The organism is Variovorax endophyticus (assembly GCF_025376855.1).
GTDB lineage: Bacteria > Pseudomonadota > Gammaproteobacteria > Burkholderiales > Burkholderiaceae_C > Variovorax.
Map to the genome: position 1 here is coordinate 41,928 of NZ_JAHUTH010000020.1, position 26,296 is coordinate 68,223.

General features: G+C 71.8%; 27 protein-coding genes. 21 read left to right on the plus strand and 6 right to left on the minus strand.

Annotated elements, in window-relative coordinates; translation table 11 throughout:
- Positions 1-43: 43 nt before the first annotated feature.
- The 6 genes from KV106_RS24250 to pyrF all read left to right on the plus strand — a co-directional run bounded on the left by KV106_RS24250 (position 44) and on the right by pyrF (position 4,881).
- On the plus strand, positions 44-814 hold the full coding sequence (locus KV106_RS24250) for a DeoR/GlpR family DNA-binding transcription regulator (RefSeq protein WP_261212871.1): 771 nt from the start codon (positions 44-46) through the stop codon (positions 812-814).
- A 67-nt stretch (positions 815-881) separates the two neighbouring features.
- Positions 882-1,916 carry a DMT family transporter gene (locus KV106_RS24255; RefSeq protein ID WP_261212872.1) on the plus strand — a complete coding sequence of 345 codons (1,035 nt, stop codon included), beginning with the start codon at positions 882-884 and terminating at the stop codon, positions 1,914-1,916.
- Positions 1,909-2,637 carry a tRNA (adenosine(37)-N6)-threonylcarbamoyltransferase complex dimerization subunit type 1 TsaB gene (gene tsaB / locus KV106_RS24260; RefSeq protein ID WP_261212873.1) on the plus strand — a complete coding sequence of 243 codons (729 nt, stop codon included), beginning with the start codon at positions 1,909-1,911 and terminating at the stop codon, positions 2,635-2,637. Before KV106_RS24255 ends, tsaB begins: the two co-directional genes overlap by 8 nt.
- Positions 2,634-3,188 carry a ribosomal protein S18-alanine N-acetyltransferase gene (gene rimI / locus KV106_RS24265; protein WP_057597908.1) on the plus strand — a complete coding sequence of 185 codons (555 nt, stop codon included), beginning with the start codon at positions 2,634-2,636 and terminating at the stop codon, positions 3,186-3,188. Before tsaB ends, rimI begins: the two co-directional genes overlap by 4 nt.
- On the plus strand, positions 3,185-4,012 hold the full coding sequence (locus KV106_RS24270; protein ID WP_261212874.1) for a uracil-DNA glycosylase family protein: 828 nt from the start codon (positions 3,185-3,187) through the stop codon (positions 4,010-4,012). The genes rimI and KV106_RS24270 overlap by 4 nt, the downstream gene beginning before the upstream one ends.
- Positions 4,013-4,056: 44 nt before the next feature.
- Positions 4,057-4,881 carry an orotidine-5'-phosphate decarboxylase gene (gene pyrF / locus KV106_RS24275; protein ID WP_057596204.1) on the plus strand — a complete coding sequence of 275 codons (825 nt, stop codon included), beginning with the start codon at positions 4,057-4,059 and terminating at the stop codon, positions 4,879-4,881.
- Positions 4,882-4,897: 16 nt separating this feature from the next.
- Here the strand turns inward: pyrF and KV106_RS24280 are convergent, their stop codons facing one another.
- Positions 4,898-5,632, minus strand: a complete 735-nt coding sequence (locus KV106_RS24280) for a helix-turn-helix domain-containing protein (protein WP_057596203.1) — start codon at positions 5,630-5,632, stop codon at positions 4,898-4,900.
- A 157-nt stretch (positions 5,633-5,789) separates the two neighbouring features.
- Between KV106_RS24280 and KV106_RS24285 the strand changes: the two genes are divergently transcribed.
- The 7 genes from KV106_RS24285 (at position 5,790) to KV106_RS24315 (ending at position 12,269) form a co-directional block, all read left to right on the plus strand.
- Complete coding sequence (locus KV106_RS24285) at positions 5,790-6,647, plus strand: hypothetical protein (protein ID WP_057596202.1); 858 nt, start codon at positions 5,790-5,792, stop codon at positions 6,645-6,647.
- Between the two features lie 71 nt (positions 6,648-6,718).
- Complete coding sequence (locus tag KV106_RS24290; RefSeq protein WP_057596201.1) at positions 6,719-8,659, plus strand: MFS transporter; 1,941 nt, start codon at positions 6,719-6,721, stop codon at positions 8,657-8,659.
- A gap of 188 nt (positions 8,660-8,847) precedes the next feature.
- A complete protein-coding gene (locus tag KV106_RS24295) occupies positions 8,848-9,345 on the plus strand; it encodes a YiaA/YiaB family inner membrane protein (protein ID WP_057596200.1) in 498 nt (165 codons plus the stop codon).
- Between the two features lie 32 nt (positions 9,346-9,377).
- The gene (locus KV106_RS24300; protein WP_261212879.1) at positions 9,378-9,857 is read left to right on the plus strand and encodes a hypothetical protein; all 480 of its coding nucleotides are present in this window, start codon (positions 9,378-9,380) and stop codon (positions 9,855-9,857) included.
- The gene (locus tag KV106_RS24305; protein ID WP_057596198.1) at positions 9,854-10,648 is read left to right on the plus strand and encodes a DUF2145 domain-containing protein; all 795 of its coding nucleotides are present in this window, start codon (positions 9,854-9,856) and stop codon (positions 10,646-10,648) included. Before KV106_RS24300 ends, KV106_RS24305 begins: the two co-directional genes overlap by 4 nt.
- A gap of 37 nt (positions 10,649-10,685) precedes the next feature.
- Positions 10,686-11,777: a zinc ribbon domain-containing protein gene (locus tag KV106_RS24310; RefSeq protein WP_261212881.1), complete on the plus strand. Its 1,092-nt coding sequence runs from the start codon at positions 10,686-10,688 to the stop codon at positions 11,775-11,777.
- A gap of 99 nt (positions 11,778-11,876) precedes the next feature.
- Positions 11,877-12,269, plus strand: a complete 393-nt coding sequence (locus KV106_RS24315; RefSeq protein ID WP_057596196.1) for a DUF3597 domain-containing protein — start codon at positions 11,877-11,879, stop codon at positions 12,267-12,269.
- Between the two features lie 74 nt (positions 12,270-12,343).
- Here KV106_RS24315 and KV106_RS24320 read toward each other — a convergent pair whose 3' ends face one another.
- From KV106_RS24320 to queA, 3 genes are read right to left on the minus strand one after another with little or no spacing between them, the layout of a single operon-like run.
- Positions 12,344-13,120: an SDR family NAD(P)-dependent oxidoreductase gene (locus KV106_RS24320; protein ID WP_057596195.1), complete on the minus strand. Its 777-nt coding sequence runs from the start codon at positions 13,118-13,120 to the stop codon at positions 12,344-12,346.
- Positions 13,121-13,179: 59 nt separating this feature from the next.
- Positions 13,180-14,352 (minus strand): tRNA guanosine(34) transglycosylase Tgt, encoded by a 1,173-nt coding sequence (gene tgt / locus KV106_RS24325; protein ID WP_261212883.1) that lies wholly within the window; start codon positions 14,350-14,352, stop codon positions 13,180-13,182.
- Positions 14,353-14,357: 5 nt separating this feature from the next.
- The gene (gene queA, locus KV106_RS24330) at positions 14,358-15,410 is read right to left on the minus strand and encodes a tRNA preQ1(34) S-adenosylmethionine ribosyltransferase-isomerase QueA (protein ID WP_261212885.1); all 1,053 of its coding nucleotides are present in this window, start codon (positions 15,408-15,410) and stop codon (positions 14,358-14,360) included.
- Between the two features lie 141 nt (positions 15,411-15,551).
- Between queA and KV106_RS24335 the strand changes: the two genes are divergently transcribed.
- From KV106_RS24335 to recG, 3 genes are read left to right on the plus strand one after another with little or no spacing between them, the layout of a single operon-like run.
- On the plus strand, positions 15,552-16,223 hold the full coding sequence (locus KV106_RS24335; RefSeq protein ID WP_261212887.1) for a DUF4166 domain-containing protein: 672 nt from the start codon (positions 15,552-15,554) through the stop codon (positions 16,221-16,223).
- Complete coding sequence (locus KV106_RS24340; RefSeq protein ID WP_261212889.1) at positions 16,220-17,704, plus strand: TIGR01777 family oxidoreductase; 1,485 nt, start codon at positions 16,220-16,222, stop codon at positions 17,702-17,704. Before KV106_RS24335 ends, KV106_RS24340 begins: the two co-directional genes overlap by 4 nt.
- Before the next feature lie 11 nt (positions 17,705-17,715).
- A complete protein-coding gene (gene recG / locus KV106_RS24345; RefSeq protein ID WP_409976555.1) occupies positions 17,716-19,872 on the plus strand; it encodes an ATP-dependent DNA helicase RecG in 2,157 nt (718 codons plus the stop codon).
- Between the two features lie 82 nt (positions 19,873-19,954).
- On the opposite strand, the gene KV106_RS24350 is transcribed toward recG, so the two are convergent.
- Positions 19,955-20,584: a LysE family translocator gene (locus KV106_RS24350; protein ID WP_261212893.1), complete on the minus strand. Its 630-nt coding sequence runs from the start codon at positions 20,582-20,584 to the stop codon at positions 19,955-19,957.
- A gap of 62 nt (positions 20,585-20,646) precedes the next feature.
- Positions 20,647-21,603 (minus strand): AraC-like ligand-binding domain-containing protein, encoded by a 957-nt coding sequence (locus KV106_RS24355; protein ID WP_261212894.1) that lies wholly within the window; start codon positions 21,601-21,603, stop codon positions 20,647-20,649.
- A gap of 268 nt (positions 21,604-21,871) precedes the next feature.
- Between KV106_RS24355 and KV106_RS24360 the strand changes: the two genes are divergently transcribed.
- From KV106_RS24360 to KV106_RS24380, 5 genes are read left to right on the plus strand one after another with little or no spacing between them, the layout of a single operon-like run.
- A complete protein-coding gene (locus KV106_RS24360; protein ID WP_261213089.1) occupies positions 21,872-23,005 on the plus strand; it encodes an amino acid ABC transporter substrate-binding protein in 1,134 nt (377 codons plus the stop codon).
- A gap of 4 nt (positions 23,006-23,009) precedes the next feature.
- Positions 23,010-23,885: a branched-chain amino acid ABC transporter permease gene (locus KV106_RS24365; RefSeq protein WP_261212896.1), complete on the plus strand. Its 876-nt coding sequence runs from the start codon at positions 23,010-23,012 to the stop codon at positions 23,883-23,885.
- Entirely contained in the window at positions 23,882-24,814 is a 933-nt protein-coding gene (locus KV106_RS24370; protein WP_261212898.1) for a branched-chain amino acid ABC transporter permease, read from the plus strand. The genes KV106_RS24365 and KV106_RS24370 overlap by 4 nt, the downstream gene beginning before the upstream one ends.
- Entirely contained in the window at positions 24,807-25,565 is a 759-nt protein-coding gene (locus KV106_RS24375; RefSeq protein ID WP_261212899.1) for an ABC transporter ATP-binding protein, read from the plus strand. The genes KV106_RS24370 and KV106_RS24375 overlap by 8 nt, the downstream gene beginning before the upstream one ends.
- Positions 25,562-26,287 (plus strand): ABC transporter ATP-binding protein, encoded by a 726-nt coding sequence (locus tag KV106_RS24380; RefSeq protein ID WP_261212901.1) that lies wholly within the window; start codon positions 25,562-25,564, stop codon positions 26,285-26,287. The genes KV106_RS24375 and KV106_RS24380 overlap by 4 nt, the downstream gene beginning before the upstream one ends.
- Positions 26,288-26,296 lie beyond the last annotated feature (9 nt).

The window sequence follows — 26,296 nt, forward strand, 5'->3', positions numbered from 1 at the left end:
GAAAATTCGTGCAGTCGCGTGAAGCCGACGCTACCATCGGCCCATGCTCACCCGGCAGCGCAAGCAACACATCCTCTCGGTCCTGGCGCGCGACGGCCAGGTGGTCGCCAAGCCGCTCAGCGAGGCGCTGGGCCTGTCGGAAGACACGATCCGGCGCGACCTGCGCGAGCTCGCCGCCGAGGGCCGGCTGCAGCGCGTGCACGGCGGCGCGCTGCCGCTGGCACCGGCCGAGGCCGACCTCGCGGGCCGCCAGCGCATCGCGCCCGGGGAGAAGGTGGCCATCGGCCGCGCCGCCGCGCGCATGGTGCGCCCGGGCCAGGTGGTGTTCGTCGACGGCGGCACCACCGCCGTGCAGCTCGCGCGCCACCTGCCCCTGGACCTGCGCGCCACCGTCGTCACCCACAGCCCGCTGGTGGCGGCCGAACTGGCCGGCCATGACCGGCTCGAGCTGCTGCTGATCGGCGGGCGGCTGTTCCGGCATTCGATGGTGGCGGTGGGCGCGGCCGCGATGGACGCCATCTCGCGCGTGCATGCCGACCTCTTCTTCCTGGGCGTCACCGGCGTGCATGCCGAGGCCGGCCTGACCACCGGCGACAGCGAGGAGGCCGAGATCAAGCGCGCGCTGATGGCGGCGGCCGCCGAGACCGTGGTGCTGGCCTCGTCCGAGAAGCTGGGCGCGGCCTCGGCCTGGGTCGTGAACCCGGTGCGCGCGGCCGCGCGGCTGCTGGTGTCGCCCCAGGCGCCCGAGAAGGCGCTGGCGCCGCTGCGCCGGGCCGGCCTGGCGATCGTGCGCGGCGACGGCGCGGCCGGCTGACCCCGCCGCGGGTCGCGATTCGTCCCCCGCCGGGCGCAGTCCGCGGGGCCCCTCGATAATCCCGAGGATGCCCGCCGCGCCCCCGATGTCTCCCCCTGCCCGTCTCTCCCCCCGCACCGTCGGCATCGGCGCGGCCGTGATCACCGTGCTGGTGTGGACCGCCTTCATCGTCATCGCGCGCGCCTCGGCCGGCCGCTCGCTGTCCCCGTTCGACATCGCCTTCGCGCGCATCTGCGGCGCCAGCCTGGTGCTGGTGCCCTGGGGCGCGTGGCTCGTGATGCGCGCCCGCGCGGGCGGCGCGCAGGCGGCGGCCTCCTTCTTCGGCCTGTCGCCGCTGTCGCTGCGCGTCACGGCCATGGCCGGCGTGTTCGGCGGCGTCGCCTATGCCGTGTGCGCCTACTGCGGCTTCTTCTTCGCGCCGGCCAGCCATGCCTCGGTGCTGCTGCCCGGCAGCCTGCCGCTGTGGACCACCCTGCTGGCCGCGCTGGTGCTGCGCGACCGCATCACGCCGGCGCGCGCGCTCGGGCTGGCGCTGATCGTCGCCGGCGACCTGCTGGTGGGCGGGCGCAGCCTGCTGCATGCCTTCGAGGGCGGCGAGGTCTGGAAGGGCGACCTGCTGTTCATGGCCGCGGCCTTCTGCTGGGCCTGCTACAGCATCGTGGTGCGCCGCCACGGCCTCGACGCCGTGCGCGCCACCATCGCCATCACCGTGTTCGCGCTGCTGAGCTACGTGCCGGTCTACAGCCTGCTGGTGGCCGGCGGCTGGGTTGCCAGCCGCATCGGCAGCGCGCCCTGGGGCGAGCTGGCGTTCCAGATGCTGTTCCAGGGCATCGGCTCGGTCGTGGTGTCGGGCATCACCTTCACGAAGATGGTCCAGCACTTCGGCCCGGTGCGCACCACCATGATCACGGCGCTGGTGCCCGGCCTGTCGGCGCTGGGCGCGGTGCTGTGGCTCGACGAGCCGCTCTACTGGAACCTGATCGCCGGCCTGCTGCTGGTGACCGCGGGCATCCTGTTCGGCGTGCAGAAGCCGGCGCCCGCGCGCGCCGCCGGCCTGGTGCCGGCCGTGGCCGCGGTGGCGGGAGGGCGTCGCGATGCCTGATGTGTTGGCCTTCGACACCAGCACCGAGCAGCTGTCGATCGCGGTGCGCCGCGGCGAGCGCGTGTGGACCCACGAGGGCGCGGGCGGCGCCCAGTCCTCGGCCACGCTGATCCCGCTGATCCAGCAGCTGCTGGCCGAGGCCGGCCTCGCGCTGGCGCGGCTCGACGCCATCGCCTTCGGCCGCGGCCCGGGCTCGTTCACCGGGCTGCGTACCGCCTGCGCGGTGGCGCAGGGCCTGGCGCTCGGCTCGGGCGTGCCGCTGCTGCCGGTCGACACCCTGCTGGCCGTGGCCGAGGAGGCGCGCCATGCCTTCGGCGCGCAGCGCACGGTGGCGCTGCTCGACGCGCGCATGGAGGAGATCTACGCCGCGCGCTACGACTTCGAGGCCCATGGCCCGCTCGGCGAGCCCGCCGCCGGCGCCGAGGGCCCGCTGCTGATGGCGCCCGAATCGCTCGTGGTGCCGGCTGGCTGGGCGTTGGCCGGCAATGCCTTCGCCGCCTACGGCGAGCGCCTGCCGGCCGCCGCCGCGCGCCACGCGGTGCTGCCCACGGCCGCCGCCATGCTGCGCCTGGCCCCCGCGCTGTTGGCGGCAGGCCGCACCGTGCCCGCGGCGCAGGCCTGGCCGCTCTACGTTCGCGATAAAGTGGCGCAAACCACCGAGGAGCGTGCCGCCATCAAGGCGGCCGCCGCCCACCACAACACACCGCCCGCGACCGCATGAGCGCCCTCCCGCAACCCGTGGAAGCCCGCCTCGAGCCGCTCACCATCGAGCGGCTCGACGCCGTCTGCGCCGTCGAGCAGACGGCCTACAGCCATCCCTGGACGCGCGCCAACTTCACCGACTCGATCGCCGTCGGCTACCACTGCCAGTGCCTGCTGGCGCCGGTCGCCGGCACCGGCATCGAGGCGGCGCGCCTCTCGCCGGTCACCAGCCTCGGCGAGATGCTGATCGGCTACTTCGTGGCCATGAAGGGCGTCGACGAGGTGCACCTGCTCAACATCACCGTGGCGCCGGCCTTCCAGCGCCAGGGCTGGGCGCCGCTGATGCTCGAGGCGCTGACCGGCTGGTCGCGCGCCCAGGGCGCCCAGTGGCTGTGGCTCGAGGTGCGCCAGAGCAACCGGCGCGCACTCGACATCTACCTGCGCCAGGGCTACCGCACGGTCGGCGTGCGCAAGGGCTACTACCCGGGCGCCGAGGGCGGCCGCGAGGATGCGATCGTCATGAGCATGCGCCTCAACGAAACAGGCAGTGCCTGGGGAGCCTTGCGATGAACGCCGCCGTGCAGACCCTGCGGCTCGACGCGCGCCAGCGCGCGATGCTCGACGAGATGGGCGTGAAGGTCTGGTGGCCGGTGCCCGAGGCGGCCGAGGTCCCCGTGGCCGTGGCGCCCGCGCCGGTGGTGGAGGACGAGGCCGAACCGATCGACATGCCGCCGCCGGACGCCCGCTATGACGCCCGTGACGACGCCGTGCCCGAACCCGAACCGGTCGCGCCGCGTGCCCCGGCCGCCGCGCGCGCGCCCGTGGCCGCGCCGCCGCCGCGCCCGGCGCCGGTTCCCGCCGGCCACGGCGCGGCCGTGCTGGTCGAGGCGCCGCGCCGCCTCTATGCCGACGCCGCCGAGGGCGTTGCGCCGCAGGGCGGCTGGCTGGTGCTGGCCGACATGCCGCCCGAGGCCGACGGCCGCCACGGCGAACCCTTCGCGGGCGATGCCGGCCGGCTGCTCGACAACATGCTGCGCGCGCTCAAGCTGCACGAGGGCGGCACGCCGGTGCACCTGATGCGCCTGCACCGCGGCGTGGCCTCGGGCCAGCCCGGCGGCCCGCGCCCGCTCGACGAGGCCTTCGCCGAACATGCCGCGGCGCTCGCGCCCCGGCTGGTGCTGGCCATGGGTCCGCTGGCCGCGCAGGGCCTGATGCAGAGCGGCGAGCCGCTGGGCAAGCTGCGCGGCCGGGTCGGCCAGGCGGCGCAGCTGGCGGGCGTGCCGGTGGTCGCCACCTACCACCCGGCGTACCTGCTGCGCAATCCGGTCGACAAGGGCCGCGCCTGGGCCGACCTGTGCCTGGCGGCCGCGCAGCAGCAGCCCGAGGCGGGCTGAGCCGGGGCGGGGGCCGTCGGGAGCCCCCTTTAAAATCGCCCCCCATGACTTTCCTCGACAAGCTTGCCGCCGCGCAGCAAACAAACGGTTCGTTGCTCTGCGTGGGGCTCGATCCGGAGCCGGCGAAGTTCCCGGGGCAGTTCAAGGGCGACGCGCGCCGCATCTACGACTTCTGCGCCCGCATCGTCGACGCCACGGCCGACCTCGCCATCGCCTTCAAGCCGCAGATCGCCTACTTCGCGGCCCACCGCGCAGAGGACCAGCTCGAACGGCTCATGGAGCACATGCGCCGCAACGCGCCCCAGGTGCCGACCATCCTCGACGCCAAGCGCGGCGACATCGGCTCCACCGCCGAGCAGTACGCCATCGAGGCCTTCGAGCGCTACGGCGCCGACGCGGTCACGCTCTCGCCCTTCATGGGCTTCGACTCGGTCGAGCCCTACCTGCGCCACCACGGCAAGGGTGCGTTCCTGCTGTGCCGCACCAGCAACCCCGGCGGGTCCGACCTGCAGGGCCAGCGGCTGGCGAGCGTCGAGGGCCAGCCCTTCCTCTACGAGCACGTCGCGCGGCTGGCGCAGGGCCCGTGGAACCTCAACGGCCAGCTCGGCCTCGTGGTCGGCGCCACCTACCCGGCCGAGATCGAGCGCGTGCGCGCGCTGGCGCCGACGGTGCCGCTGCTGATTCCGGGCGTCGGCGCCCAGGGCGGCGACGCGGTTGCCACCGTGCGCGCCGGCTGGCGCGCCGACGCGCCGATCGTCGTGAACTCCTCGCGCGCGATCATCTATGCCTCGTCGGGCGACGATTTCGCCGAGGCCGCGCGCGCCGCGGCGCGGACCACGCGCGACACGCTCGAAGCCGCCAAGGCCTGACCCCGGCGGCCCGGGCTCAGGCCCGCCGCAGCCGCGTGAACAGCTCGAACTCCCAGTTGCGCATCCCCAAGAGCAGCGTGTAGCCCTCGCGGTCCTTGGGCGACAGCTTCTGGTCGGTCTGGTGCTGCTGCGCGAAGTCCTGCGCCACGCGCTGCAGCCGCTCCAGGAAGGCCGGCGCCAGCGAACGGCTGATCGAGCCGTGCACCAGCAGCAGGCCCTCGGCCGGGCCGTCGAAGCCGCCGCGGTAGTAGTCGAGCACCACGTTCTCGCGGAAGAACTCCATCACCGGCCCGTGCGGGCGCCAGCGGAAGGTCTTGGCGAGCTTCAGGCGATACCGGTTCAGCGGCCGCAGTTCGATGATCCCGATGCGGTCGAGCTGGGCCAGGAAGCCGATGCACTCGGCCTCGCTGATCCGGTAGGCCGTCACGATCTGCTCCAGCGTCCACTGGCTCAGCACGCTGATCGCCACCAGCAGCAGCTTCTTGTCCTTGACCACGGCCTTCTCCTGCTCGTGCGTCAGTTCCTTGAGCAGCGGCTGGGCGTCGGCCACACGCCGCGCCAGCTCGGCGAAATCGATCTTCAGCGCGCGGCAGATGGCGTCCACGCGCGACAGCGGCATGTCGCTCTTGGCCAGCATCCGCTTGACGCTGGACTCGGCCATGTCGAGCGAGCGCGCCAGGTCGGCGTAGGTCATGCGGGCGCTCTTGAGTTCGTTCTTCAGGGCCTGGACGAGGTCGACGGTGGTACTCATGAAGGTGGCGGGGTTCCGGTTGGGTATCGGTTGGAGATACCGATGGGTGTGAAATAGTGCCTCGTATCGATTCTCGATGCCTGGGGAGAGGCTGGCAACTAAATTCCGCCCGCCAACCGATCGGCCATCCCGCCGTCACCCAACTTCGAGAACAGACATGCTCCTCCACTCCCTGACACGCCGCGAACGTGGCCTGGCCTTCTTCCTGGGCCTGCTGCTCCTGATCGGCATCGTCGGCCCGGCGCTGCCGGCCGCCGAGGTCGCGATCGCCCTGGTCTTCGCCGACACCCGTTCCTGGCACGGCCTGCCCAACGCCATGGACGTGCTGAGCAACCTGCCCTTCGTCCTCATGGGCTGCTGGGGCCTGTACTGGCTCAACCGCATCGACCGCGCGCACCACGAGGCGCTGGCCGGCTTCCCGCTCGCGCCGCCGGCCAGCGATCCGCCCGACAACACGCTCGACTGCGCCTGGCTCTTCTTCGCCGGCCTGATCGCCACCGCCGCCGGCTCGGCCTTCTATCACCTGGCGCCCGACGCGCCGCGGCTGGCGGCCGACCGCGCCGGCATGGCGGTCGCCTTCGCCGGCCTGATCGGGGTGGCGGTCTGCGAGCGCGTGAGCCAGCGCGCCGGCTGGCCGGCCGCCTGGTTCGTGCTCACCACCGGCCTGCTGTCGGCCGAGATCGCGCAGGAGACCGGCAACGTGCTGCCCTGGGCGCTGGTGCAGTTCGGCGGCATGGCGCTGGTGCTCACGCTGGCGCTGTCGCGGCCGATGCCCGGCGCCGTCGGCCTGCGCCTGGGCTGGGTGATCGCGGCCTACGTGCTGGCCAAGGCCTTCGAGCTGGCCGACCAGCCGATCTACGAGGCCACGCACGGCGTGATCTCGGGCCACACGCTCAAGCACCTGTGCGCCGCCCTGGCCGCGCTGCCGGTGCTGGCCGCGCTCAAGCGGCTCGACAGCGGCTGGCGCGCCGTGGCCCTGCGGCACAATCCCGGCGCGGCCGCCCTGACGGCCTGACGACAGCCCCCGGCCCCGCGAGCGTTCCCCGCCGGGGGCCGCGCGGAGCCGCCAAGAGGAGAAGCTTCCGAATGACCACGCCCGCCGCTGCCCCGCCCGAGGCGAATGCCCACGCCAACCAGTTCGCGCTGCTCGGCCAGCGGCGTTTCGCGCCCTTCTTCTGGACCCAGTTCGCGGGCGCGGCGAACGACAACCTGTTCAAGTTCGCCTTCACCGTGATGGTGACCTACCAGCTGCAGCTCAGCTGGATGCAGCCCTCGATGGCGGGGCTGGTGATCGGCGCGCTGTTCATCCTGCCCTTCCTGCTGTTCTCGGCCACCGCGGGCCAGCTCACCGACAAGTTCGACAAGACGAAGATGATCCGCTTCGTCAAGAACCTCGAGATCGCGATCATGCTGATCGCGGCCTGGGGCTTCGTGCGCGCCGACGCGGTGATCCTGCTGGGCTGCGTCTTCCTCATGGGCCTGCACTCCACCCTGTTCGGCCCGGTCAAGTTCGCCTACCTGCCGCAGGTGCTCGACGCGCGCGAGCTCACGGGCGGCAACGGCATGGTCGAGATGGGCACCTTCATCGCGATCCTGCTGGGCCAGGTGGCCGGCGGCCTGCTGGTGGCGGTGCCGCAGATCGGCCACCTGAGCGTGGCCGTCGCCTGCGTGGCCCTGGCGCTGGCCGGGCGCGCCGTGGCGCAGGCGATCCCGCCGGTACCCGCCACCGACCCGAAGCTGGTCGTCAACTGGAACCCGGTCAGCGAGACCTGGCGCAACCTCAAGCTCGCGCACGAGAACATCGTGGTGTTCCGCTCGCTGCTGGGCATCTCGTGGATGTGGTTCTTCGGCGCCGTGTTCCTGAGCCAGTTCCCGAGCTTCGCCAAGGAGGTGCTGCACGGCAACGAGCAGGTCGCCTCGCTGCTGCTGGTGGTGTTCTCGATCGGCATCGGCGTCGGCTCGCTGCTGTGCGAGACGCTGAGCCGGCGCCAGGTCGAGATCGGGCTGGTGCCGCTGGGCGCCATCGGCATGAGCGTGTTCGCGATCGACCTGTACTTCGCCGCGCGCGGCCTGCCCGCGGTGCCCGAGATGGGGCTCGGCGCCTTCCTGCACCAGAGCGCGCACTGGCGGGTGATGGCCGACCTGGCGCTGCTGTCGCTGTTCGCGGGCCTCTACAGCGTGCCGATGTACGCGCTGATCCAGCTGCGCAGCCAGCCCACGCACCGCGCGCGCATCATCGCGGCCAACAACATCCTCAATGCCCTGTTCATGATCGGCAGCTCGGTGATCGCGGGCGCGCTGCTGGGCGCGGGCTTCACCATCCCGCAGATCTTCCTGTTCACCGGCATCGCCAACGCGGTGGTGGCCTTCTACATCTTCATGCTGGTGCCCGAGTACCTGCTGCGCTTCGTGGCCTGGGTGCTGTCGCGCTTCGTCTACCGCTTCGACATCCGGGGCGACGAGCACATCCCCGTCGAGGGCCCGGCCGTGCTGGTGTGCAACCACGTGAGCTTCATCGACGCGGTGCTGCTGATGGCCGCGAGCCCGCGGCCGATCCGCTTCATCATGGACCACCGCATCTTCAAGGTGCCGGTGCTCGGCTGGCTGTTCAAGCTCGCCAAGGCGATCCCGATCGCGCCGCAGAAGGAAGACCCGGCGGCCTACGAGGCGGCCTTCGCCAAGGCGCTCGGCGTGCTGCGCGAGGGCGACCTGCTGGCGATCTTCCCCGAGGGCGCGATCACGCGCGACGGCGCGCTGCAGCCCTTCAAGGGCGGCGTGATGAAGATCGTGGACGGCGCGCGCGCCGAGGGCATCGAGCCGCCCGTGATCCCGATGGCGCTGACCAACCTCTGGGGCTCGTTCTTCAGCCGCATCGAGCTGCGCGGCGGCGAGCCGGTGGCGATGGTCAAGCCCTTCCGCCGCGGCTTCTTCAGCCGCGTGGGCCTCAACGTCGGCGCACCGGTGGCGCCGGCCGAGGTGCGGCCCGAGCTGCTGCAGCAGCGCGTGGGCGGGCTGCTGCAGCCCTGAATCCGGGATCGCGCGCACGGACACGGGCCGCCTTCGGGCGGCCTTTCTCTTGGGGGGGCGAGATACCCCGAAAAGTATCCGTTGGAGATACTGCCGGAGCCGAAACGCTGAACCGGTCGAATCATTCGAGTCCCGCGGCGCGGGGGCGGACCATCATCCGCCCACCTTCACTACGCCGCGAGGCACTCATGCAAACCCATATAGCCAACACCATCACCACCGCTCCGGTCCAGCGCGACACGCGGGCCTGGCAGTTCCAGGTCTGGGCGTCCTTCGCGATCGCCGTCTTCCTCTGCGCGACCGGCCTGAGCTGGCTGCCGGGCGAGGCACTGGACCGGGCCTTCATGGTGATGGGCTATGTGTTCTGCCTGAGCACGGCCTTCGTGCTGTCGAAGTTCGTGCGCGACAACCAGCATGCCGCCGGCCGCGACCTGCCGATGTGGAAGCTGGTCGTCTGGGGCAGCTTCTTCGTCGCGATGCTGCTGACCGGCTGGGGCCTGCTGCGCATGGAGATCAACGACACCTACAAGGCCTTCCTCGGCGTGAGCTGGCTGTTCCTGATCAGCTCGGCCTTCACGCTGGCCAAGACCCTGCGCGACCGCCACGAGGCCGACCTCGCCGAAGCCCGCCTGCAAGGCCGCCACGCCGCCCGCGTCGAAGCCGCCCAGACCCCGGCCGCCGAATGACCGCCCGCACCCCGCACGCAAGGAGTCCGATCATGAACACCGCTTTCGCCCGCAAGTCCCTGGCCACCGTCCTCGTGGCCGCCTGCACCGCCTTCGCCGCGCTCGCGGCGCCCGTGGCCCGCGCCCAGAGCGATGCCTCCATCGCGCTGTCGATGCTGCCCGTGGCCTCGGTGCTGGTCGGCGCCTCCGCGGTCGGTGCCGCCGGCGCCTCGGCCGCCAAGGCCGGCGAAGTGCCGGCCGCGCTCTCGGTCGGCGGCTCGATCCTGACCGTGGTCGCCGTCGAGGCCTCGGCCGACGGCACGGTCTACGTGCTCGAACGCGCCGCCGACGGCGCGCGCGCCAGCGTCAAGGTGGCGGGCCGCGTGGCGCAGGGCGCCTCGACCGCGGTCGGCACCGCCATCGTCGTCAGCGTGATCGGCACCGGCGTCGTGCTCTCGGCCGCGGGCGAGGTGCTGGCCTTCGTGCCCAACGCCATCGGCCGCGCGCTGCTGGCCAACGAGAGGCTGTCATGAAGCGCGCCGCTTTCCTGGCGCTGGCCGCGTTCGCCGTGGCCGCCGCGGCGACGCAGGCGCAGGCCGGCCGCTCGTGCGAGCAGGTCAAGCCCGGCGCCGCGCTGATCGCCAAGGGCATGGAGCTGGCCGAGCGCACCTCGCAGCAGCTCGACGCCAGCGGCGCGCGCGTCGTCGTGCTGGCGCGCGCCGGCCAGGACCTGAGCAAGTACGGCCTGCGCTACTCGCACCTCGGCCTGGCCTACAAGACCGAGGCCGGCCCGTGGCGCGTGGTGCACAAGCTCAACCAGTGCGGCACCGCGGTGGCGGCGGTCTACCGCCAGGGGCTCGGCGAGTTCTTCCTCGACGACCTCTGGCGCTACGAGACCGCCTGGGTCGTGCCCACGCCGCAGGTGCAGGCGCAGTTGCTGGCCGCGCTGCAGGAGCCGACGCCGCGCCTGGTGCGGCTGCATGTCGCGCCCTACAGCGTCGTCAGCTACGCCTGGGGCCGCAAGTACCAGCAGTCGAACCAGTGGGCGCTCGAGACGCTGGCCGCCGCGATGGAGCCCGCCACCATCGCCAATCGCTCGCAGGCGCAGGCCTGGCTGCAGTTCAAGGGCTACGAGCCCACCACCTTGAAGCTCGGCCCGCTGACCCGCCTGGGCGGGCGCATCGGCTCGGCCAACATCGCCTTCGACGACCATCCCAACGACAAGCGCTTCTCGGACCGCATCGAGACCGTGACCGTCGATTCGGTGTTCGAATGGCTGCAGCGCGCGGGCCTGGGCGCGGCGCCGGTGGCGTTCAAGCTGTGAGCACGGCCCGCACGAGAAGAATGGAAGGAACGACGACATGAGCAAATCCCTGCGCCTCTCCGAGAAATGGTTCCGCCGCGGCCTCTGGCTGGTGGCGCTGGTGTTCGCGGGCTTCCTGATCGGGCTGGGCAGCACCATCGTGGGCGACCTGCCGCAGGTCGAGCGCGTGCGCACCATCGAGGACTTCATCGACCACCGCGCGGCCGATCCGCTGCGCGCCACCGTCAAGGCCTCGGAGGCCGCCGAGCTGCAGGCCTCGCGCGACCTCGACCAGATCCGGCTGCAGCTGCAGGCCGCGCAGCAGGCCGGCGCCAATGCACGCGAGACCTTCGGCAACTGGATCGCCACGCGCCGCGCCACCGCGCAGCCCGACCAGGATCCCGAGCTGATCGCGCGCACCAAGGCGCTCGACGCCATCAAGCAGAAGGAGGAGGCGGTGCAGCGCCAGGTCAACGCGCAGCAGCAGCGCATGCTCGACGCGCGCCAGGCCGAGCAGCGCGCGCGCACCGCGCTGGCCGAGCTGGAGCGCGACGCGCAGCTCAAGCTCGACGCCGAGTACCGCCGCATCGAGCTGCGCGTGTTCGCCTACCGGCTCGCGCTCACGCTGCCGCTCCTGGTGGTCGCGGGCTGGCTGTTCGTGAAGAAGCGCAAGAGCACCTGGTGGCCCTTCGTCTGGGGCTTCATCCTGTTCGCGCTGTTCGCCTTCTTCGTCGAACTCGTGCCCTACCTGCCGAGCTACGGCGGCTACGTGCGCTACGCGGTGGGCATCGTGATCACGGTGCTGGTGGGGCGCTACGCGATCGTCGCGCTCAACAACTACCTCGCGCGCCAGAAGCTGGCCGAGCAGCAGCCCGACCAGGTGCGGCGCGAGGAACTGAGCTACGACACCGCGCTGGCGCGGCTCGACAAGGGCGTGTGCCCCGGCTGCGAGCGGCCGGTGGACCTGAAGAACACGGCGATCGACTTCTGCCCGCACTGCGGCATCGGCCTGCACGACCACTGCGAGGTCTGCGAGACGCGCAAGAGTGCCTTCTCGCGCTTCTGCCATGCCTGCGGTGCCTCGGCCGCATCGTCGGAGCCGGACGCGAAATCCTTCACGCCCCGGACCCCGCCGCAACCCGCGGCCTGAGGAGGGCGGTCACGCGCTCGTGCTACAACCGCCCGCTGCGCCGCATTCGCGGCCGCAGCCCCGGTCCGTCCCCCGTCTCATCTCGAAGGAGTACGCGCAATGAGCATCTTCGGCAGCATCCTTTCCAAGATCTTCCCGTCCGCGCAGGCCGCGCAACCGCCGGCCACGGCACCCGCTGCCCCCGCCGCACCGGCACCCGCGGGTGCCCCGGCCGCCGCCGCACCGCCGCCGGCCATCACGGTGGTCGACGTCGAGGCCCTGCTCGACGGCATGCCGGGCGCGAAGCAGCTCAACTGGCGCACCTCCATCGTCGACCTGATGAAGCTGCTGGGCCTGGACAGCAGCCTCGACGCGCGCAAGCAGCTCGCGGCCGAGCTGAGCTACGGCGCCGACACCAGCGACAGCGCCAAGATGAACATCTGGCTGCACCGCCAGGTCATGACCAAGCTGGCGGCCAACGGCGGCAAGGTGCCGGCCGAACTGCGCGACTGATCCGCGCGCGGCCCGCGTCCAGCAAAAAAGCCCGGCAGTGCCGGGCTTTTTCTTTTGGTGGTGCGAGATGGCGCTCAGGTCCAGCCCGCGTCCACCACGTAGTCCTGCGCCGTGCACATGCGCGAATCGTCGGCCGCCAGGAACAGCGCCATCGCCGCGATGTCCTCGCCCATCACGCGGCCCGGCAGGCACTGGGCGGCATCGATCTCCGCGCCCGACTCGGGCTTGACCCACAGCCGCAGCTGCCGCTCGGTCATCACCCAGCCCGGCACGATCGTGTTGACGCGGATGTTCTCTTTGCCCAGGTCGCGCGCCAGCGAGCGCGTGAGGCCGCGCACCGCGGCCTTGCAGGCCTGGTAGACCGGGTAGCCGCGGCCCTTCATCATCCAGCTGACCGAGCCGAAGTTGACGATCGAGCCGCCGCCCAGCGCGCGCATGTCGGGCGCCACCGCCTGCGCGGCGAAGAACTGGTGCTTGAGGTTCACGGCCACCAGCCGGTCGAAGTCCTCGTCGGTGACGTCGGCCATCTCGTGGCGGCGGTCGTTGGCCGCGTTGTTGAGCAGCACGCCCACCGGCCCGAAGTGCGAGCGCACCGCGTCGATGGTGGCGCCCAGCGCGGCCGTGTCGGTCACGTCGCAGGGCAGGAACAGCGCGGGATGCTCGCCGCGCAGCTGGCCCGCGAGCGCCTGGCCCGCGGCGCTGTCGATGTCGCAGAAGCCGACCTTCGCGCCCTGCGCATGGAAGGCCCGCACCAGCGATTCGCCGATGCCGCTCGCGCCGCCCGAGATGAAGACGGTGCGCTCGGCGAGCGAGGGATAGCGCGCGGTATAGGGCGAGGGTGCGGTGCTCATGGGCGTGGAAGACGACAGCCTGGAAGCCCGCGAGGTTAGCGCGGAACGCGCGTCGCGTCTCAGACGCCCCGTGCCCGCTCCGACTTGAAGCGCGCGCGGAATTCCGTGAACGTTCCCGCGTCGAGCGCCTCGCGGATCTCGCGCATCAGGTTCAGGTAGTAGTGCAGGTTGTGGATGGTCGTGAGCATCGGCCCGAGCATCTCGCCGCAGCGGTCGAGGTGATGCAGGTAGGCGCGGCTGAAGCCCTCGCGCCCGCCGTCGTTCCAGCTCACGCCCGATGTGCCCGCGCAGGCGTGGCAGGTGCAGCTCGGATCGATGGGCTGCGGGTCGCTCTTGTGGCGCGCGTTGCGCATCTTGAGGTCGCCGAAGCGCGTGAACAGCGTGCCGTTGCGCGCATTGCGCGTGGGCATCACGCAGTCGAACATGTCGACGCCGTCGGCCACGCCCTGCACCAGGTCCTCGGGCGTGCCCACGCCCATCAGGTAGCGCGGCTTGTGCGCGGGCAGCCGGTGCGGCGTGTGGCCCATGATGTGCAGCATCTCCTCCTTGGGCTCGCCCACGCTCACCCCGCCGATGGCGTAGCCGGGGAAGTCCATGTCGACCAGCGCCGTCAGCGATTCCTCGCGCAGGTTCTCGTACATGCCGCCCTGCACGATGCCGAACAGCGCGTTCGGGTTCTGCAACCGCTCGAACTCGGCTTGGCAGCGCTTGGCCCAGCGCAGGCTCAGTTCCATCGAGATGCGCGCCTCGGCCTCGGTCGTGATGTGGCCCTTGGTGTCGTAGGGCGTGCACTCGTCGAACTGCATCACGATGTCGCTGTTGAGGATGGTCTGGATCTGCATCGAGACCTCGGGCGTGAGGAACAGCTTGTCGCCGTTGACCGGCGACGCGAACTTCACGCCTTCCTCGCTGATCTTGCGCATCGCGCCCAGCGACCAGACCTGGAAGCCGCCCGAGTCGGTGAGGATCGGCTTGTTCCACTTCTCGAACTGGTGCAGCCCGCCGAAGCTCTGCATCACGTCCAGGCCCGGGCGCATCCACAGGTGGAAGGTGTTGCCCAGGATGATCTGCGCGCCCATCTCCTCGAGGCTGCGCGGCATCACGCCCTTGACGGTGCCGTAGGTGCCCACGGGCATGAAGATCGGCGTCTGCACCACGCCGTGGTTGAGCGTGAGCGTGGCGCGGCGCGCGTGGCTGTCGGGGTCGGTCTTGAGGAGTTCGAAGTTCAGCATGGGGGTCAGTCCTCTGTTCTCGGTTGGCGCGCGAGCAGCATCGCATCGCCATAGCTGAAGAAGCGGTAGCGCTGCGCGATGGCGTGCGCATACAGCGCCATCACGCGCTCGTAGCCCGCGAGGGCCGAGACCAGCATCATCAGCGTGCTCTTGGGCAGGTGGAAGTTGGTGATCAGCAGGTCGACGTGCGCGAAGGCGAAGCCCGGCGTGATGAAGATGCGGGTGTCGCCCGCGGCCTCGCCGCTCCTGGCCCACGACTCGAGCGTGCGCACGGTGGTCGTGCCCACGGCCACGATGCGGCCGCCGCGCGCCTTGCATTCGGCGATGGCGCGCTGCGTGGCTTCGGGCACCTCGTAGCGTTCGGCGTGCATGGTGTGCTCGGCGATGTTCTCGGTCTTCACGGGCTGGAAGGTGCCGGCGCCCACGTGCAGCGTGACGTTGGCGCGCCGCACGCCGCGCGCCTCGAGCGCGGCCAGCAGGCCCTCGTCGAAGTGCAGCGCGGCGGTGGGCGCGGCCACGGCGCCGGGCACGCGCGCGAACACGGTCTGGTAGCGGCGCTCGTCCTCGGCCGAGTCGTCGTGCGTGATGTAGGGCGGCAGCGGCACGTGGCCGCAGCGCTCCATCAGCAGGTAGGGGTTCTCGCCGCTGTCGCTCTCGAAGGCGAAGCGGAACAGGGCGCCGTCCTCCTCGGGCCAGCGGCCGAGCAGGGTGGCGCGGAAGCCGCCGACCATCTGCAGCGTGGTGCCCACGGGCGGCTTCTTGCTGACCTTCATGTGGGCCACCACCTCCTGCCCCTGCAGCACGCGCTCGACCAGCAGCTCGAGCTTGCCGCCGGTCGGCTTCTCGCCGAACAGGCGCGCCTTGACGACGCGGGTGTCGTTGAAGACCAGCAGGTCGCCCTCGCGCAGCAGCGAGGGCAGGTCGCGGAAGATGCGGTCGGACGGTGCGGGGCCGGTGCCGTCGAGCAGGCGGGAGGCGGTGCGTTCGGTGGCCGGGTGTTGCGCCACCAGCTCGGGCGGCAGGGCGAAATCGAAATCGGAGAGCGTGAAGGCGCGCATGATGCTTGAGGGCCGGACGGGCCCGTTCCAAGAAGGTGGCCGCGAGGGGCCGTTCGGAGAGCGAGGCGGCGATTGTCCCATGGCGCGAAAACCGGGCGCCGCCGCGGGGTCGGGCGAGGGCCGGCGAGGCAGAATCGCCGCATGGTCGATACACATGCAGCGCGCGTTTCGCAGGAGGCCGGGTCCGCGCCCGGACCCTCCGAGGGCGAGCTCTTCAAGAAGATCCTCGGCGCCGCCTGGCAGGGCCTGCATGCCGACATCCGCCGCCGCTTCGACAAGAACCCCTCGCCCGGCAAGGCGCTGCATTACCGGGGCACGCTCAGCGAGCTGCGCTGCTCGCGCTTCGGCCGGCTGCTGGGCCATCTCACGCAGCCGCTGATCCAGGGCGCGTTGATCCCCTACAGCGACGCCGACTTCCCGGTCGAGATCCAGGTCTACGCGAAGCCCGGCGACCCCGCGATCTACAAGCAGCGCATCTACCGGCTGCACGGGCGCCGGCCGATCCAGTTCACCAGTTTCATGCGCGAGAGCGAGCGCGGCGAGGTGCTCGAGTACGTCGGCATGGGGCTGGGCATGAAGCTGGTGCTCAGCGTGGAGAAGGGCAGCCTGCATTTCCAGAGCGACGGCTATTTCTGGCAGCTGCTCGGCTGGCGCATCCCGCTGCCGGGCCTGCTCACGCCGGGCAAGACCTTCCTCTGGCACCACAACGAGACGCCCGAGCGCTTCAACATCCGCATCGAGATCCGCCACCCGCTGATGGGCACCACCTTCACCCAGGTCGGCGTGTTCGAGGAAGTGTCCGCCCCCGGATGATCGACACGCACCTGCTGGCGCTGCAGCTGATGGCGGCCCAGGGCGCGCTCGGCGCCTTCGACACGCTCTATCACCACGAGGGCACCGAGGCGCTGCCGCGGCGCGCCTCGGCCGGGCGCGAGCTCGCGATCCATGCCACGCGCTCGTCGATCTACTGCCTGCTGTTCATCGGCCTCTCGTCCTGGGCCTGGCATGGCGCCTGGGCCTGGGTGCTGCTCGCCGTGTTCGGCGTCGAGATCGTGCTCACGCTGTGGGACTTCGTGGTCGAGGACCGCAGCCGCCTGCTGCCGGCCACCGAGCGTGTCACGCACACGGTGCTGGCGATCAACGCGGGCGCCTTCATCGCGCTGCTGGCGCTGGCGGCGGTCGGCTGGGCCGCCGAGCCGACCGCGCTCGCCTGGCAGCCGCAGGGCTGGCTCGGCGCCTTCCTCGCGCTGTGCGGCGTGGGGGTGGGCGTGTCGGGGCTGCGCGATGCCTTCGCGGCGCGCGCGCTGCTGCGGCGCCGACGCCAGGCGCGGGTGCGCGAGACCGAGGCGCCGGTGCGCTTCGGCGCGCGGCCGCGGCGCGTGCTGGTCACGGGCGGCACCGGCTTCATCGGCCAGATCCTCGTGCGCCACCTGCTGGCCGACGGTCATGCGGTCACGGTGTGGACGCGCGATGCGCGCGCGGCGGCCTGGAACTTCGGCGGCGCGGTGCGCTGCGTGCAGTCGCTGGCCGAGCTGCCCGCGGCCGAGGAGATCGAGGTGGTGGTCAACCTCGCGGGCGCGCGCATCCTCGGCGCGCGCTGGAGCGAGCGGCGCCAGCGCCAGCTGCTGGCCAGCCGCGAGGGCCTGACGCGGCAGCTGGTCGAATGGATGGCCGCGCGCCCGCGCAAGCCCTGGCTGCTGCTGTCGGGCTCGGCCATCGGCTACTACGGCGTGCAGCCGCAGGGCGATGCCGCCGCGCTGGACGAGGAGGCGCCGCCGCAGGACATCTTCATGTCGCGCCTGTGCCAGCGCTGGGAACAGGCGGCGCAGGCCGCGGTCGCGCTGGGCGTGCAGGTGGCCTGCATGCGCTTCGGCTTCGTGCTGGGCCATCAGGGCTCGCTGCTGCTGCTGCCGGTGCGGCTCGGTGTCGGCGGGCGGCTGGGCAGCGGGCGGCAGTGGCTGTCGTGGGTGCATGTGCACGACCTGGTGCGCGCGCTCGCGCATGCCTGGAGCCAGATCGAACGCGAGGGTGGCACGCCGGCCGCGCAGGCCTTCAACGTGACCGCGCCGCAGGCGCTGAGCCAGCACGACTTCACGCGCGTCGCGGCCGAGGTGCTGCATCGCCCCTGCTGGATGCCCACGCCCGCGGCGCCCGTGAAGCTGCTGCTCGGCGAGCAGGCCGACCTGCTGCTCGAAGGCCAGCGCGTGGTGCCCGCGCGGCTGCTGCGCGGCGGCTTCCAGTTCATGTTTCCCGATGCGCGCGGCGCCTTGACGGACCTTTGCCGTCCACGCTAGAAGACCTGTCCGTGCCCGCCAAGAAGAAAGCCTCCACACCCGCCGCCGCGCCGAGCGCACCGGGCGCCGCCACGCCTGCACCCGCCGCTCCGGCCGGCCCACCGGGCAGCGGCCTCAGCGTCGTGCAGCGCGCGCTGCGCAAACTCGGCCTGGTGCGCGACATCGACTTCGCGCTCTACCTGCCGATGCGCTACGAGGACGAGACCCGCGTGGTGCGGCTGGCCGACACGCGCGACGGCGACACCGCGCAGATCGAGGGCGTGGTGACCGAAGCCGAGGTGGCCTACCGGCCGCGGCGCCAGCTCATCGTGACCATCGACGACGGCGGCGAGACCTGCCAGCTGCGCTTCTTCAACTTCTATCCCTCGCAGCAGAAGCAGCTCGCGGTGGGCGCGCGAGTGCGCGTGCGCGGCGAGGTGCGCGGCGGCTTCGTCGGGCGGCAGATGATGCATCCCACGGTCAAGGCCGCGGGCACCGCGCTGCCCGAGGCGCTCACGCCGGTCTATCCGACCGTGGCCGGCCTCGCGCAGCCGGTGCTGCGGCGCGAGGTGCGCTCGGGCCTCGCGCGCGCGGTGCTCGACGAGACCATCCCGGTGCAGATCGGCCTGCGCGGCGCCTGGGACCTGCGCGCCTCGCTGAGCTTCCTGCACTACCCGACGCCCGACGTGGCGATGGCCACGCTCGAGGATCACAGCCATCCGGCCTGGCAGCGCATCAAGGCCGAGGAGCTGCTGGCGCAGCAGCTGTCGCAGATGCAGGCGCGCATGGAGCGCGCGGCGCAGCGCGCGCCGATGCTCGACATGGCGGCCGCGCCCGTCGGCGGCAAGGCCTCGCTGCACGACGCGCTGCTGGCCGTGCTGCCCTTCGGCCTGACCGGCGCGCAGGCGCGCGTGGGCGAGGAGATCGCGCGCGACCTCGGGCGCGAGCTGCCGATGCACCGGCTGCTGCAGGGCGACGTGGGCTCGGGCAAGACGGTGGTGGCCGCGCTCGCGGCGGCGCGCTGCATCGACGCGGGCTTCCAGTGCGCGCTGATGGCGCCGACCGAGATCCTCGCGGCCCAGCATTTCGGCAAGCTGGTCGGCTGGCTCGATCCGCTGCTGGCCGAGCGCGGCCTGCGCGTGGCCTGGCTCACCGGCAGCCAGAAGAAGAAGGAGCGCGACGCCATGGGCGCGGCGGTCGAGAGCGGCGAGGCCGCGCTGGTGATCGGCACCCATGCCGTGATCTCCGAGAAGGTGCGCTTCCACAACCTCGCGCTGGCGATCATCGACGAGCAGCACCGCTTCGGCGTGGCGCAGCGGCTGGCGCTGCGCGGCAAGGCGCGCGACGAGCTCGAGCCGCACCTGCTGATGATGAGCGCCACGCCGATCCCGCGCACGCTCGCGATGAGCTACTACGCCGACCTCGACGTCTCCACGCTCGACGAGCTGCCGCCGGGCCGCACGCCGATCGTCACGCGGCTGGTGGCCGAGCACCGGCGCGACGAGGTGATCGCGCGCATCCAGTCGCAGATCGAGCAGGGCCGGCAGGTCTACTGGGTCTGCCCGCTGATCGAGGAGAGCGAGGCGGTCGACCTGCGCAACGCCACCGCCACGCGCGACGAGCTGGCCGACCTGCTCGGGCCGCAGGTCAACGTCGGCCTCCTGCATTCGCGCATGCCCACGGCCGAGAAGCAGGCGGTGATGGCCGCCTTCACCGCCAACCAGATGCACGTGCTGGTGAGCACCACGGTGATCGAGGTCGGCGTGGACGTGCCCAATGCCTCGCTGATGGTGATCGAGCATGCCGAGCGCTTCGGCCTGTCGCAGCTGCACCAGCTGCGCGGCCGCGTGGGCCGCGGCGCTGCGGCCTCGGCCTGCGTGCTGCTCTATGCGCCCGGCGACAGCGGCCGCGTCGGCGAGGCGGCGCGCGCGCGGCTGCGCGCGATGGCAGAGACCAGCGACGGCTTCGAGATCGCGCGCCGCGACCTCGAGATCCGCGGGCCCGGCGAGTTCCTCGGCGCGCGCCAGTCGGGCGCGCCGCTGCTGCGCTTCGCCGACCTCACGACCGACACCTTGCTGCTCGACTGGGCGCGCGAACTCGCGCCGCGCATGCTCGAGCAGCATCCCGAGCTGGCGCGGCGGCACATCGACCGCTGGCTCGGCACCAAGGCCGAGTACCTGAAGGCTTGAGTCGGGCAACGATCCGTTCGGGCTGAGCTTGTCGAAGCCTTGCGCGAGGCTTCGACAGGCTCAGCCTGAACGGGTGGAGCGATCAGCTCGGCCGCCGCGTCAACGCCAGCAGGCAGCCGAAGCCGATCATCATGCTGCCGCTCACGCGGTTGAACCAGCGCATCGCGCGGCTGCCGCCGGCCAGCCGGCGCATGCGCGCGCCGAGCAGCGCATAGAGCGCGATCGCCACCACCTCGAAGACCAGGAAGGTCAGGCCCAGCAGCAGGTAGCTCGAAGCATAGGCGCCCGGCATCACGAACTGCGGGAAGAAGGCGGTGAACACCAGGATCGCCTTCGGGTTGCCGGCGGCGACGGTGAACTCCTGGCGCACCAGCACACGCATCGGCGGCGGGCCCGCGAGCTCGCGCGCCTGCTGCGCCAGTTCGGGCGCGGGCGCGCGCAGCAGCCGGATGCCGATCCACACGAGGTAGGCGGCGCCGATCCACTTGACGATGTCGAAGGCCAGCTCGGACGCCACCAGCACGGCGCCCATGCCCAGGCCGGCGATCGCGATCATCAGCGCGAAGGCGACCAGGCGGCCGGCCGCGGCGGTCACGGCCTGCGCGATGCCGTAGCGCGCGCCGTTGCTCACCGAGAGCAGGTTGTTGGGGCCGAAGGCCATGTTGATGGCGAAGCAGGCCGGCAGGAACAGCAGGTAGGCGGACAGGGTCATGGCGTCTGCGGTGGAGGTCGGGAGGAGGCGGCCATTATCCGCAGCGCCGCGGACCGCCGGCTTCAGCCGAGCGCCTGGCGCCGGAAATCGCTCGGGCTCAGGCCCGTGTGGGCGCGGAACACGCGGCTGAAGTGCGAGAGGTTCACGAAGCCGGCCGCGAGCGCGATGGCGGTGACGGGCTCGGCCACGCGTGCCGGGTCGCGCAGCGCGCGGATGCTGGCGGCCAGCCGCTGCTGCTGGATGTAGCCCGCGAGCGTGTCCTCGCCATCGGCGAAGGCGCCGTGCAGCAGCCGCTTGCTGCAGCGCAGCGCCTGCGCGATGCCCTCGACCGACAGGGCCGGGTCGTGCAGGTTCTGCGCCACGTGGTGGCGGATGCGGTCGGCCAGTGCCTCGCGCTGGGTCTGCTGCGTGTGCTGGCCGGCCAGCTCCATCAGCGACAGCCGCACCAGCTGGATCAGCAGCTCGCCCGCACCGCGCGCGGCCGCCTCGCTCATCGAGGGCAGCTCCTGGTAGGTGCTGCGCATGGTCTCGAGCGCCACGCGCGAGATGCCGCTGGTGCCGCCGATGCGCCGCGCCACCAGCTGCGCGAGCGGCAGCGAGGGCAGGGCCAGCTGTTCCTTGGGCAGCATCACGATCAGGTGGTCGCTGCGCTCGGGGTTGGCCACCGTGTAGTCGAGCGTGGTGTCGTAGAGCGTCCAGCCGCCCGAGCGCACTGCCGCCGCGCGGCCCTTCTGCACCACCTCGGCCGAGCCCTGCCAGGGCGCCACGATCTTCAGGTAGGCCGCGTCGCTCAGGCGCGCCATCTGCGCGGTGCGCAGCACCCGGTGGCGGTTGGCCTCCAGGCGCGTGAGGATCACGTCGCCCGCGCGCGAGGCCGCCAGGTGGCCGTCGAACGGCACCTCGTCGCCGTAGAGGTCGGAGCCCAGGCCGCCGAAGTGGCGGTACACCCACTCGCACCACGCCGGGCCGCGCTCGCGCGGCGGCACTTCGTCGGTCGACAGCAGTTGCGATGCGGTCATGGCGCGGCGGGAGGCATTGGGGGTGGATGGGGCGCCCATTGTGGGCCGCGCGGGCGCCGCCTCGCCTTGCGGGTTAACCACTAGCCGGCTGCACGCTGGGACAAGCGCTTTGTGCACCGCCGGCACAGCGAGCGCGCGGGGCCGTTCCTACGATGCCGGCAGGGCCCGCACCGGGCGCCGCACGACCCGAACATCGAAGGAGACCGCCGTGTTCCACACCCCTCGCCGCCGCTGGATCCAGGGCGCCGCCGCGCTCGGCGCCGCCGCCATGGCGCCGCGCCTGTTCGCCCAGCAGGGCGCGCCGGTGCGCATCGGCTATGCCATCGCCCGCACCGGTCCCTGGGCCGCGGGCGCGCAGGTGAGCCAGGAGCCCAACTACCTGCTGTGGGCCGAGCAGGTCAACGCGGCCGGCGGCCTCGCGGTGAAGGGCGGCGCCAGGCGTCCGATCGAGCTGATCGGCTACGACGACCGCAGCGAGACCGAGACCTGCGTGCGCACCTTCGAGAAGCTCATGGGCAGCGACAAGGTCGACCTGGTGCTGCCGCCCTGGGGCTCGGGCGCCAACTTCGCGGTCGCGCCGCTGGCCAACCGCTTCGGCTATCCGCTGCTCGCGCCCACCGCGCTGTCGCGCAAGCTCATCGACATGCGGTTGCCGTACTTCTTCTCGCTGCTGCAGCAGCCCGACAAGATGATGGGCGCGCTGGTCGACCTGCTGGTGGCCCAGGGCGCGAAGACCGTGGCCATCGTCTACATGGACGACCTGTTCGGCCTCGAGAACTTCGCCGCGCTCAACAACGCGCTCAAGAAGACGCAGATCCAGGTGGTGGAGCGCAAGAGCTATCCGCTCGGCGTGAAGGACCTGGCGCCGGTGCTGCGCGGCATCAAGGACCTGAATCCCGATGCCTTCATCGGCATCACCTATCCGCCCGACACCATCCTCGCGAGCCGCCAGGCGCGCGAGGTGGGCTTCAACCCGAAGTTCTTCTATGCCTCGGTCGGCACCGCCTTCCAGCTCTACAAGAACGTGATGGCCGCCAACACCGAGGGCGTGATCGGCATGGGCTCGTGGAACGGCAAGACCAGCCCCGGCGCCAAGGCCTACTTCGACGCCCACACGAAGAAGTTCGGCAAGGAGCCCGACCGCTGGGCCAGCGGCCATGCCTGGGCCGGCCTCGAGATCCTGCAGCAGGCGGTGGCCAGCGTGGGGCTGGACCGCAAGGCGCTGCGCGAGCACATCGCGAAGACCGAGTTCGGGACCATCCTCGGGCCGATCCGCTTCGAGGGCAGCGAGAACGCCTCGGTGCCCGGCACCGTCGCGCAATGGCAGGGCGGCGAGTTCGAGGTCGTGTGGCCGAAGGACCGCGCCACCGCGCAGCTCGCGCCCAAGCCGGCCTGGAAGTAGCCGCATGTCCTTCGGAGGATGGGCCGAGCTGCTGGCCGGCGGATTGATCTCGGGCGGCATCTACGCGCTGGTGGCCATCGGCCTGAACCTGCAGTACGGGCTGATGCGCATCATGAACATCTCGCACGGCGAGTTCCTGATGCTCGGCGCCTTCCTGACCTGGTGGGCCCACACCGCGCTGGGCATCTCGCCGCTGCTGTTCGTGCCGGTGGCCTTCGCGCTGCTGATGGCGCTGGGCATGGCGGTGCACTGGCTGTGCTTTCGGCAGGTGGCGGCGCGCGCGCCCAACGTCGAGGTGTTCGAGGCGCGCAGCCTGATGGTGGGCTTCGGCCTGATGTTCCTGGTGCAGAACACCGCGCTGCTGGTGTGGGGCGGCGACCTGCGCGGCTACGACTACCTGGCCGAGCCGGTGCAGCTCGGCGCGATGCGCTTCACGGCCAACAAGCTGGTGCTGTTCGGCGTGGCGCTCGCGCTGAGCCTGGTGCTGGTGGCGCTGCTCAAGCGCACCCTGCTGGGCAAGGCGGTGCGCGCGCTGATGCAGTCGCCCACCGGCGCGCAACTGGTCGGCATCAACACCCGGCGGCTGCATCCGCTGATGTTCGGCATCGGCCTGGGCCTCTCGGGCGTGGCCGGCGCGCTGCTGTCGATGACCTACGAGATCTCGCCCTCGATGGGCGAACCCTACACCGTGACCGCGCTGATCGTCATCACGCTCGGCGGCTTCGGCAGCATCGCCGGCAGCCTGGTCGGCGGCCTGCTGCTCGGCGTGGTCGAGGCGCTGGGCATGTACTTCACCAGCCCCTCGCTCAAGATGCTGCTGTCGTACGCCGTGTTCATCGGCGTGCTGATCTGGCGGCCCAACGGATTGTTCTCGCGATGAGTTCCCTGTCCTCTTCTTCCGCGCGGCCGTGGCTGCTGCTCGGCGCCGCCGCCGCGCTCGCCGCCTGCGTGCCCTGGATCGCCAGCGAGTTCCTGAGCTCGGTGGCGCTGGGCTGCCTGATGTACATCGCGCTGGCCACGAGCTGGTCGCTGTTCTGCGGCGCCACGCGCTACCTGTCGCTCGCCACCTCGGCCTTCTTCGGCCTCGGCGCCTATGCCAGCGCCGTGCTGCTCGACGTGCTGCCCTGGCCGCTGGTGATCCTCGGCGGTGCCACCATCGCGAGCGCGGTCGCGCTGCTGATGGGCGCGGCCGTGCTGCACCTGCGCGGCACCTACTTCGCGGTGCTGACCTTCGGCATGACCGAGCTGATCCGGCATGCGCTGACCTTCGTCGAGAAGCAGGTCTCGGGCACCGTGGGCCGGGTGCTGACCGAGGTGCCGTCCAACGAGACGGTCTACCTCACGGTGCTCGCGATCGCCGTGCTCGCGATCGCCACCGCGATGGCCGTGAAGCGCAGCCGCTTCGGCCTCGCGCTCGCGGGCATCGGTGCCGACGAGCAGCGCGCCCAGACCCTGGGCGTGGACACGCGGCGCGTGAAGATCGCCGGCTTCGCGCTCACCGCGGCCTTCGCGGGCGCGGTCGGCGCGGCGATGGCGGTGCGCTGGACCTACATCGAGCCGGCCGCCGTCTTCAGCCCCTTCATCGGCTTCCAGACCGTGCTGATCGCGATGATCGGCGGCGCCGCCAGCATCGGCGGGCCGGTGCTCGCGGCCGTGGTGTTCAGCGTGCTGTCCGAGACCCTGCGGCTGCAGCTGCCCTACGGCTACATGATGGTGCTGGGGCTGCTGCTGATCCTGTGCGTGATGTACCTGCCCGAGGGGCTGGCGTCGCTGTGGCGGCGCAAGGCGAAGGGAGCGCGCCATGTCTGAGGCCGCGCGACCCCTGCTGCTCGAGGCGCGCGAGGTCAGCGTGCGCTTCGGCGGCCTCACCGCCGTCGACGCGGTCAGCGTCGCGCTGCATGCCGGCGAGCTGGTCGGCATCATCGGTCCCAACGGCGCGGGAAAGACCACCTTCTTCAACGCCATCTCGGGCGTGGTGATGCCCACCGGCGGGCAACTGCTGGTGGAGGGAGATATCGACCTCACGCGCCGCGGCCCGCACCGCTTCGCCGCGCACGGCATCGCGCGCACCTTCCAGACGCCGCGCGTGATGGCCGGCATGAGCCTCGAGGACAACGTGCGCTTCGGCATGCAGTTCGCGGGCCGGCACCGCGCGCCGCTGCCGGGCCTCGCGAGCGTGGGGGAGATCCTCGACATGCTGGGCCTGGGCGCGTTCGCCGACCGGCTCGCGGCCGAGGGCACGCCCTCGCAGCAGCGGCTGCTCGAGATCGGCATGGCGCTCGGCACGCGGCCGCGCGTGCTGCTGCTCGACGAGGTCGCGGCCGGGCTCACCGAGGCCGAGGTCGAGGCCATGGCGCAGCGCATCCGCCGGCTGCGCGACGGGCACGGGCTCACCGTGGTGTGGATCGAGCATGCGGTGACCACCCTGCTGAAGTACGTCGAGCGCGTGCTGGTGCTGCACCAGGGCCGCAAGATCGCCGACGGCACGCCCGCCGAGGTGGTGCGCAACGCGGAGGTGATCGAGGCCTACCTGGGCGACGAGATGGAGGCCACGGCATGAGCGTTGCATCGAACGACGGCAGCCGCCTCGCCGTGCGCGGCCTGCGCGCCGGCTACCACGGCTTCGAGGTGGTGCAGGGGCTCGACCTCGAGGCCGAGCCCGGCGTGACCGTGGTGCTGGGCCCCAACGGCGCCGGCAAGACCACGCTGCTGAAGGCGCTGGCCGGCCTGCTGCCGCGCCGCGGCGAGGCGCTGCTCGACGGCGTGGCGTTGCCCGCGGGCGACGCCACCGCCTGCGTGCGCCGCGGCATGGCGCTGGTGGCCGAGGGCCGCCAGCTGTTCGCGCAGATGACGGTGACCGAGAACCTCGAGCTCGGCGGCTGGCTGGTGCCGGCCGCGCTGCGCGCCGAGCGGCTGGCGCGCGCCTTCGACGACTTCCCGCGGCTGCGCGAGCGTGCGAAGCAGCTGGCCGGCACCATGAGCGGTGGCGAGCAGCAGATGGTGGCGGTGGCGCGCGCCATGATGAGCGGGCCGCGCCTCCTGATGCTCGACGAGCCCTCGCTGGGCCTCGCGCCGCGCATGGTCGACGAGCTGCTGGCCATCGTGCGCCGCATCGCCGACCAGGGCGTGACCGTGCTGATGGTCGAGCAGAACGTGCGCAAGGCGCTGCAGGCCGCCGATCGCGGCTACGTGCTCGAGCGCGGCCGCATCGTGGCCGCGGGCGAGGCCCGCGCGCTGCTCGATTCCGACGCGGTGCGCCAGGCCTACCTCGGCGTCGCCTGAACCTTCTTT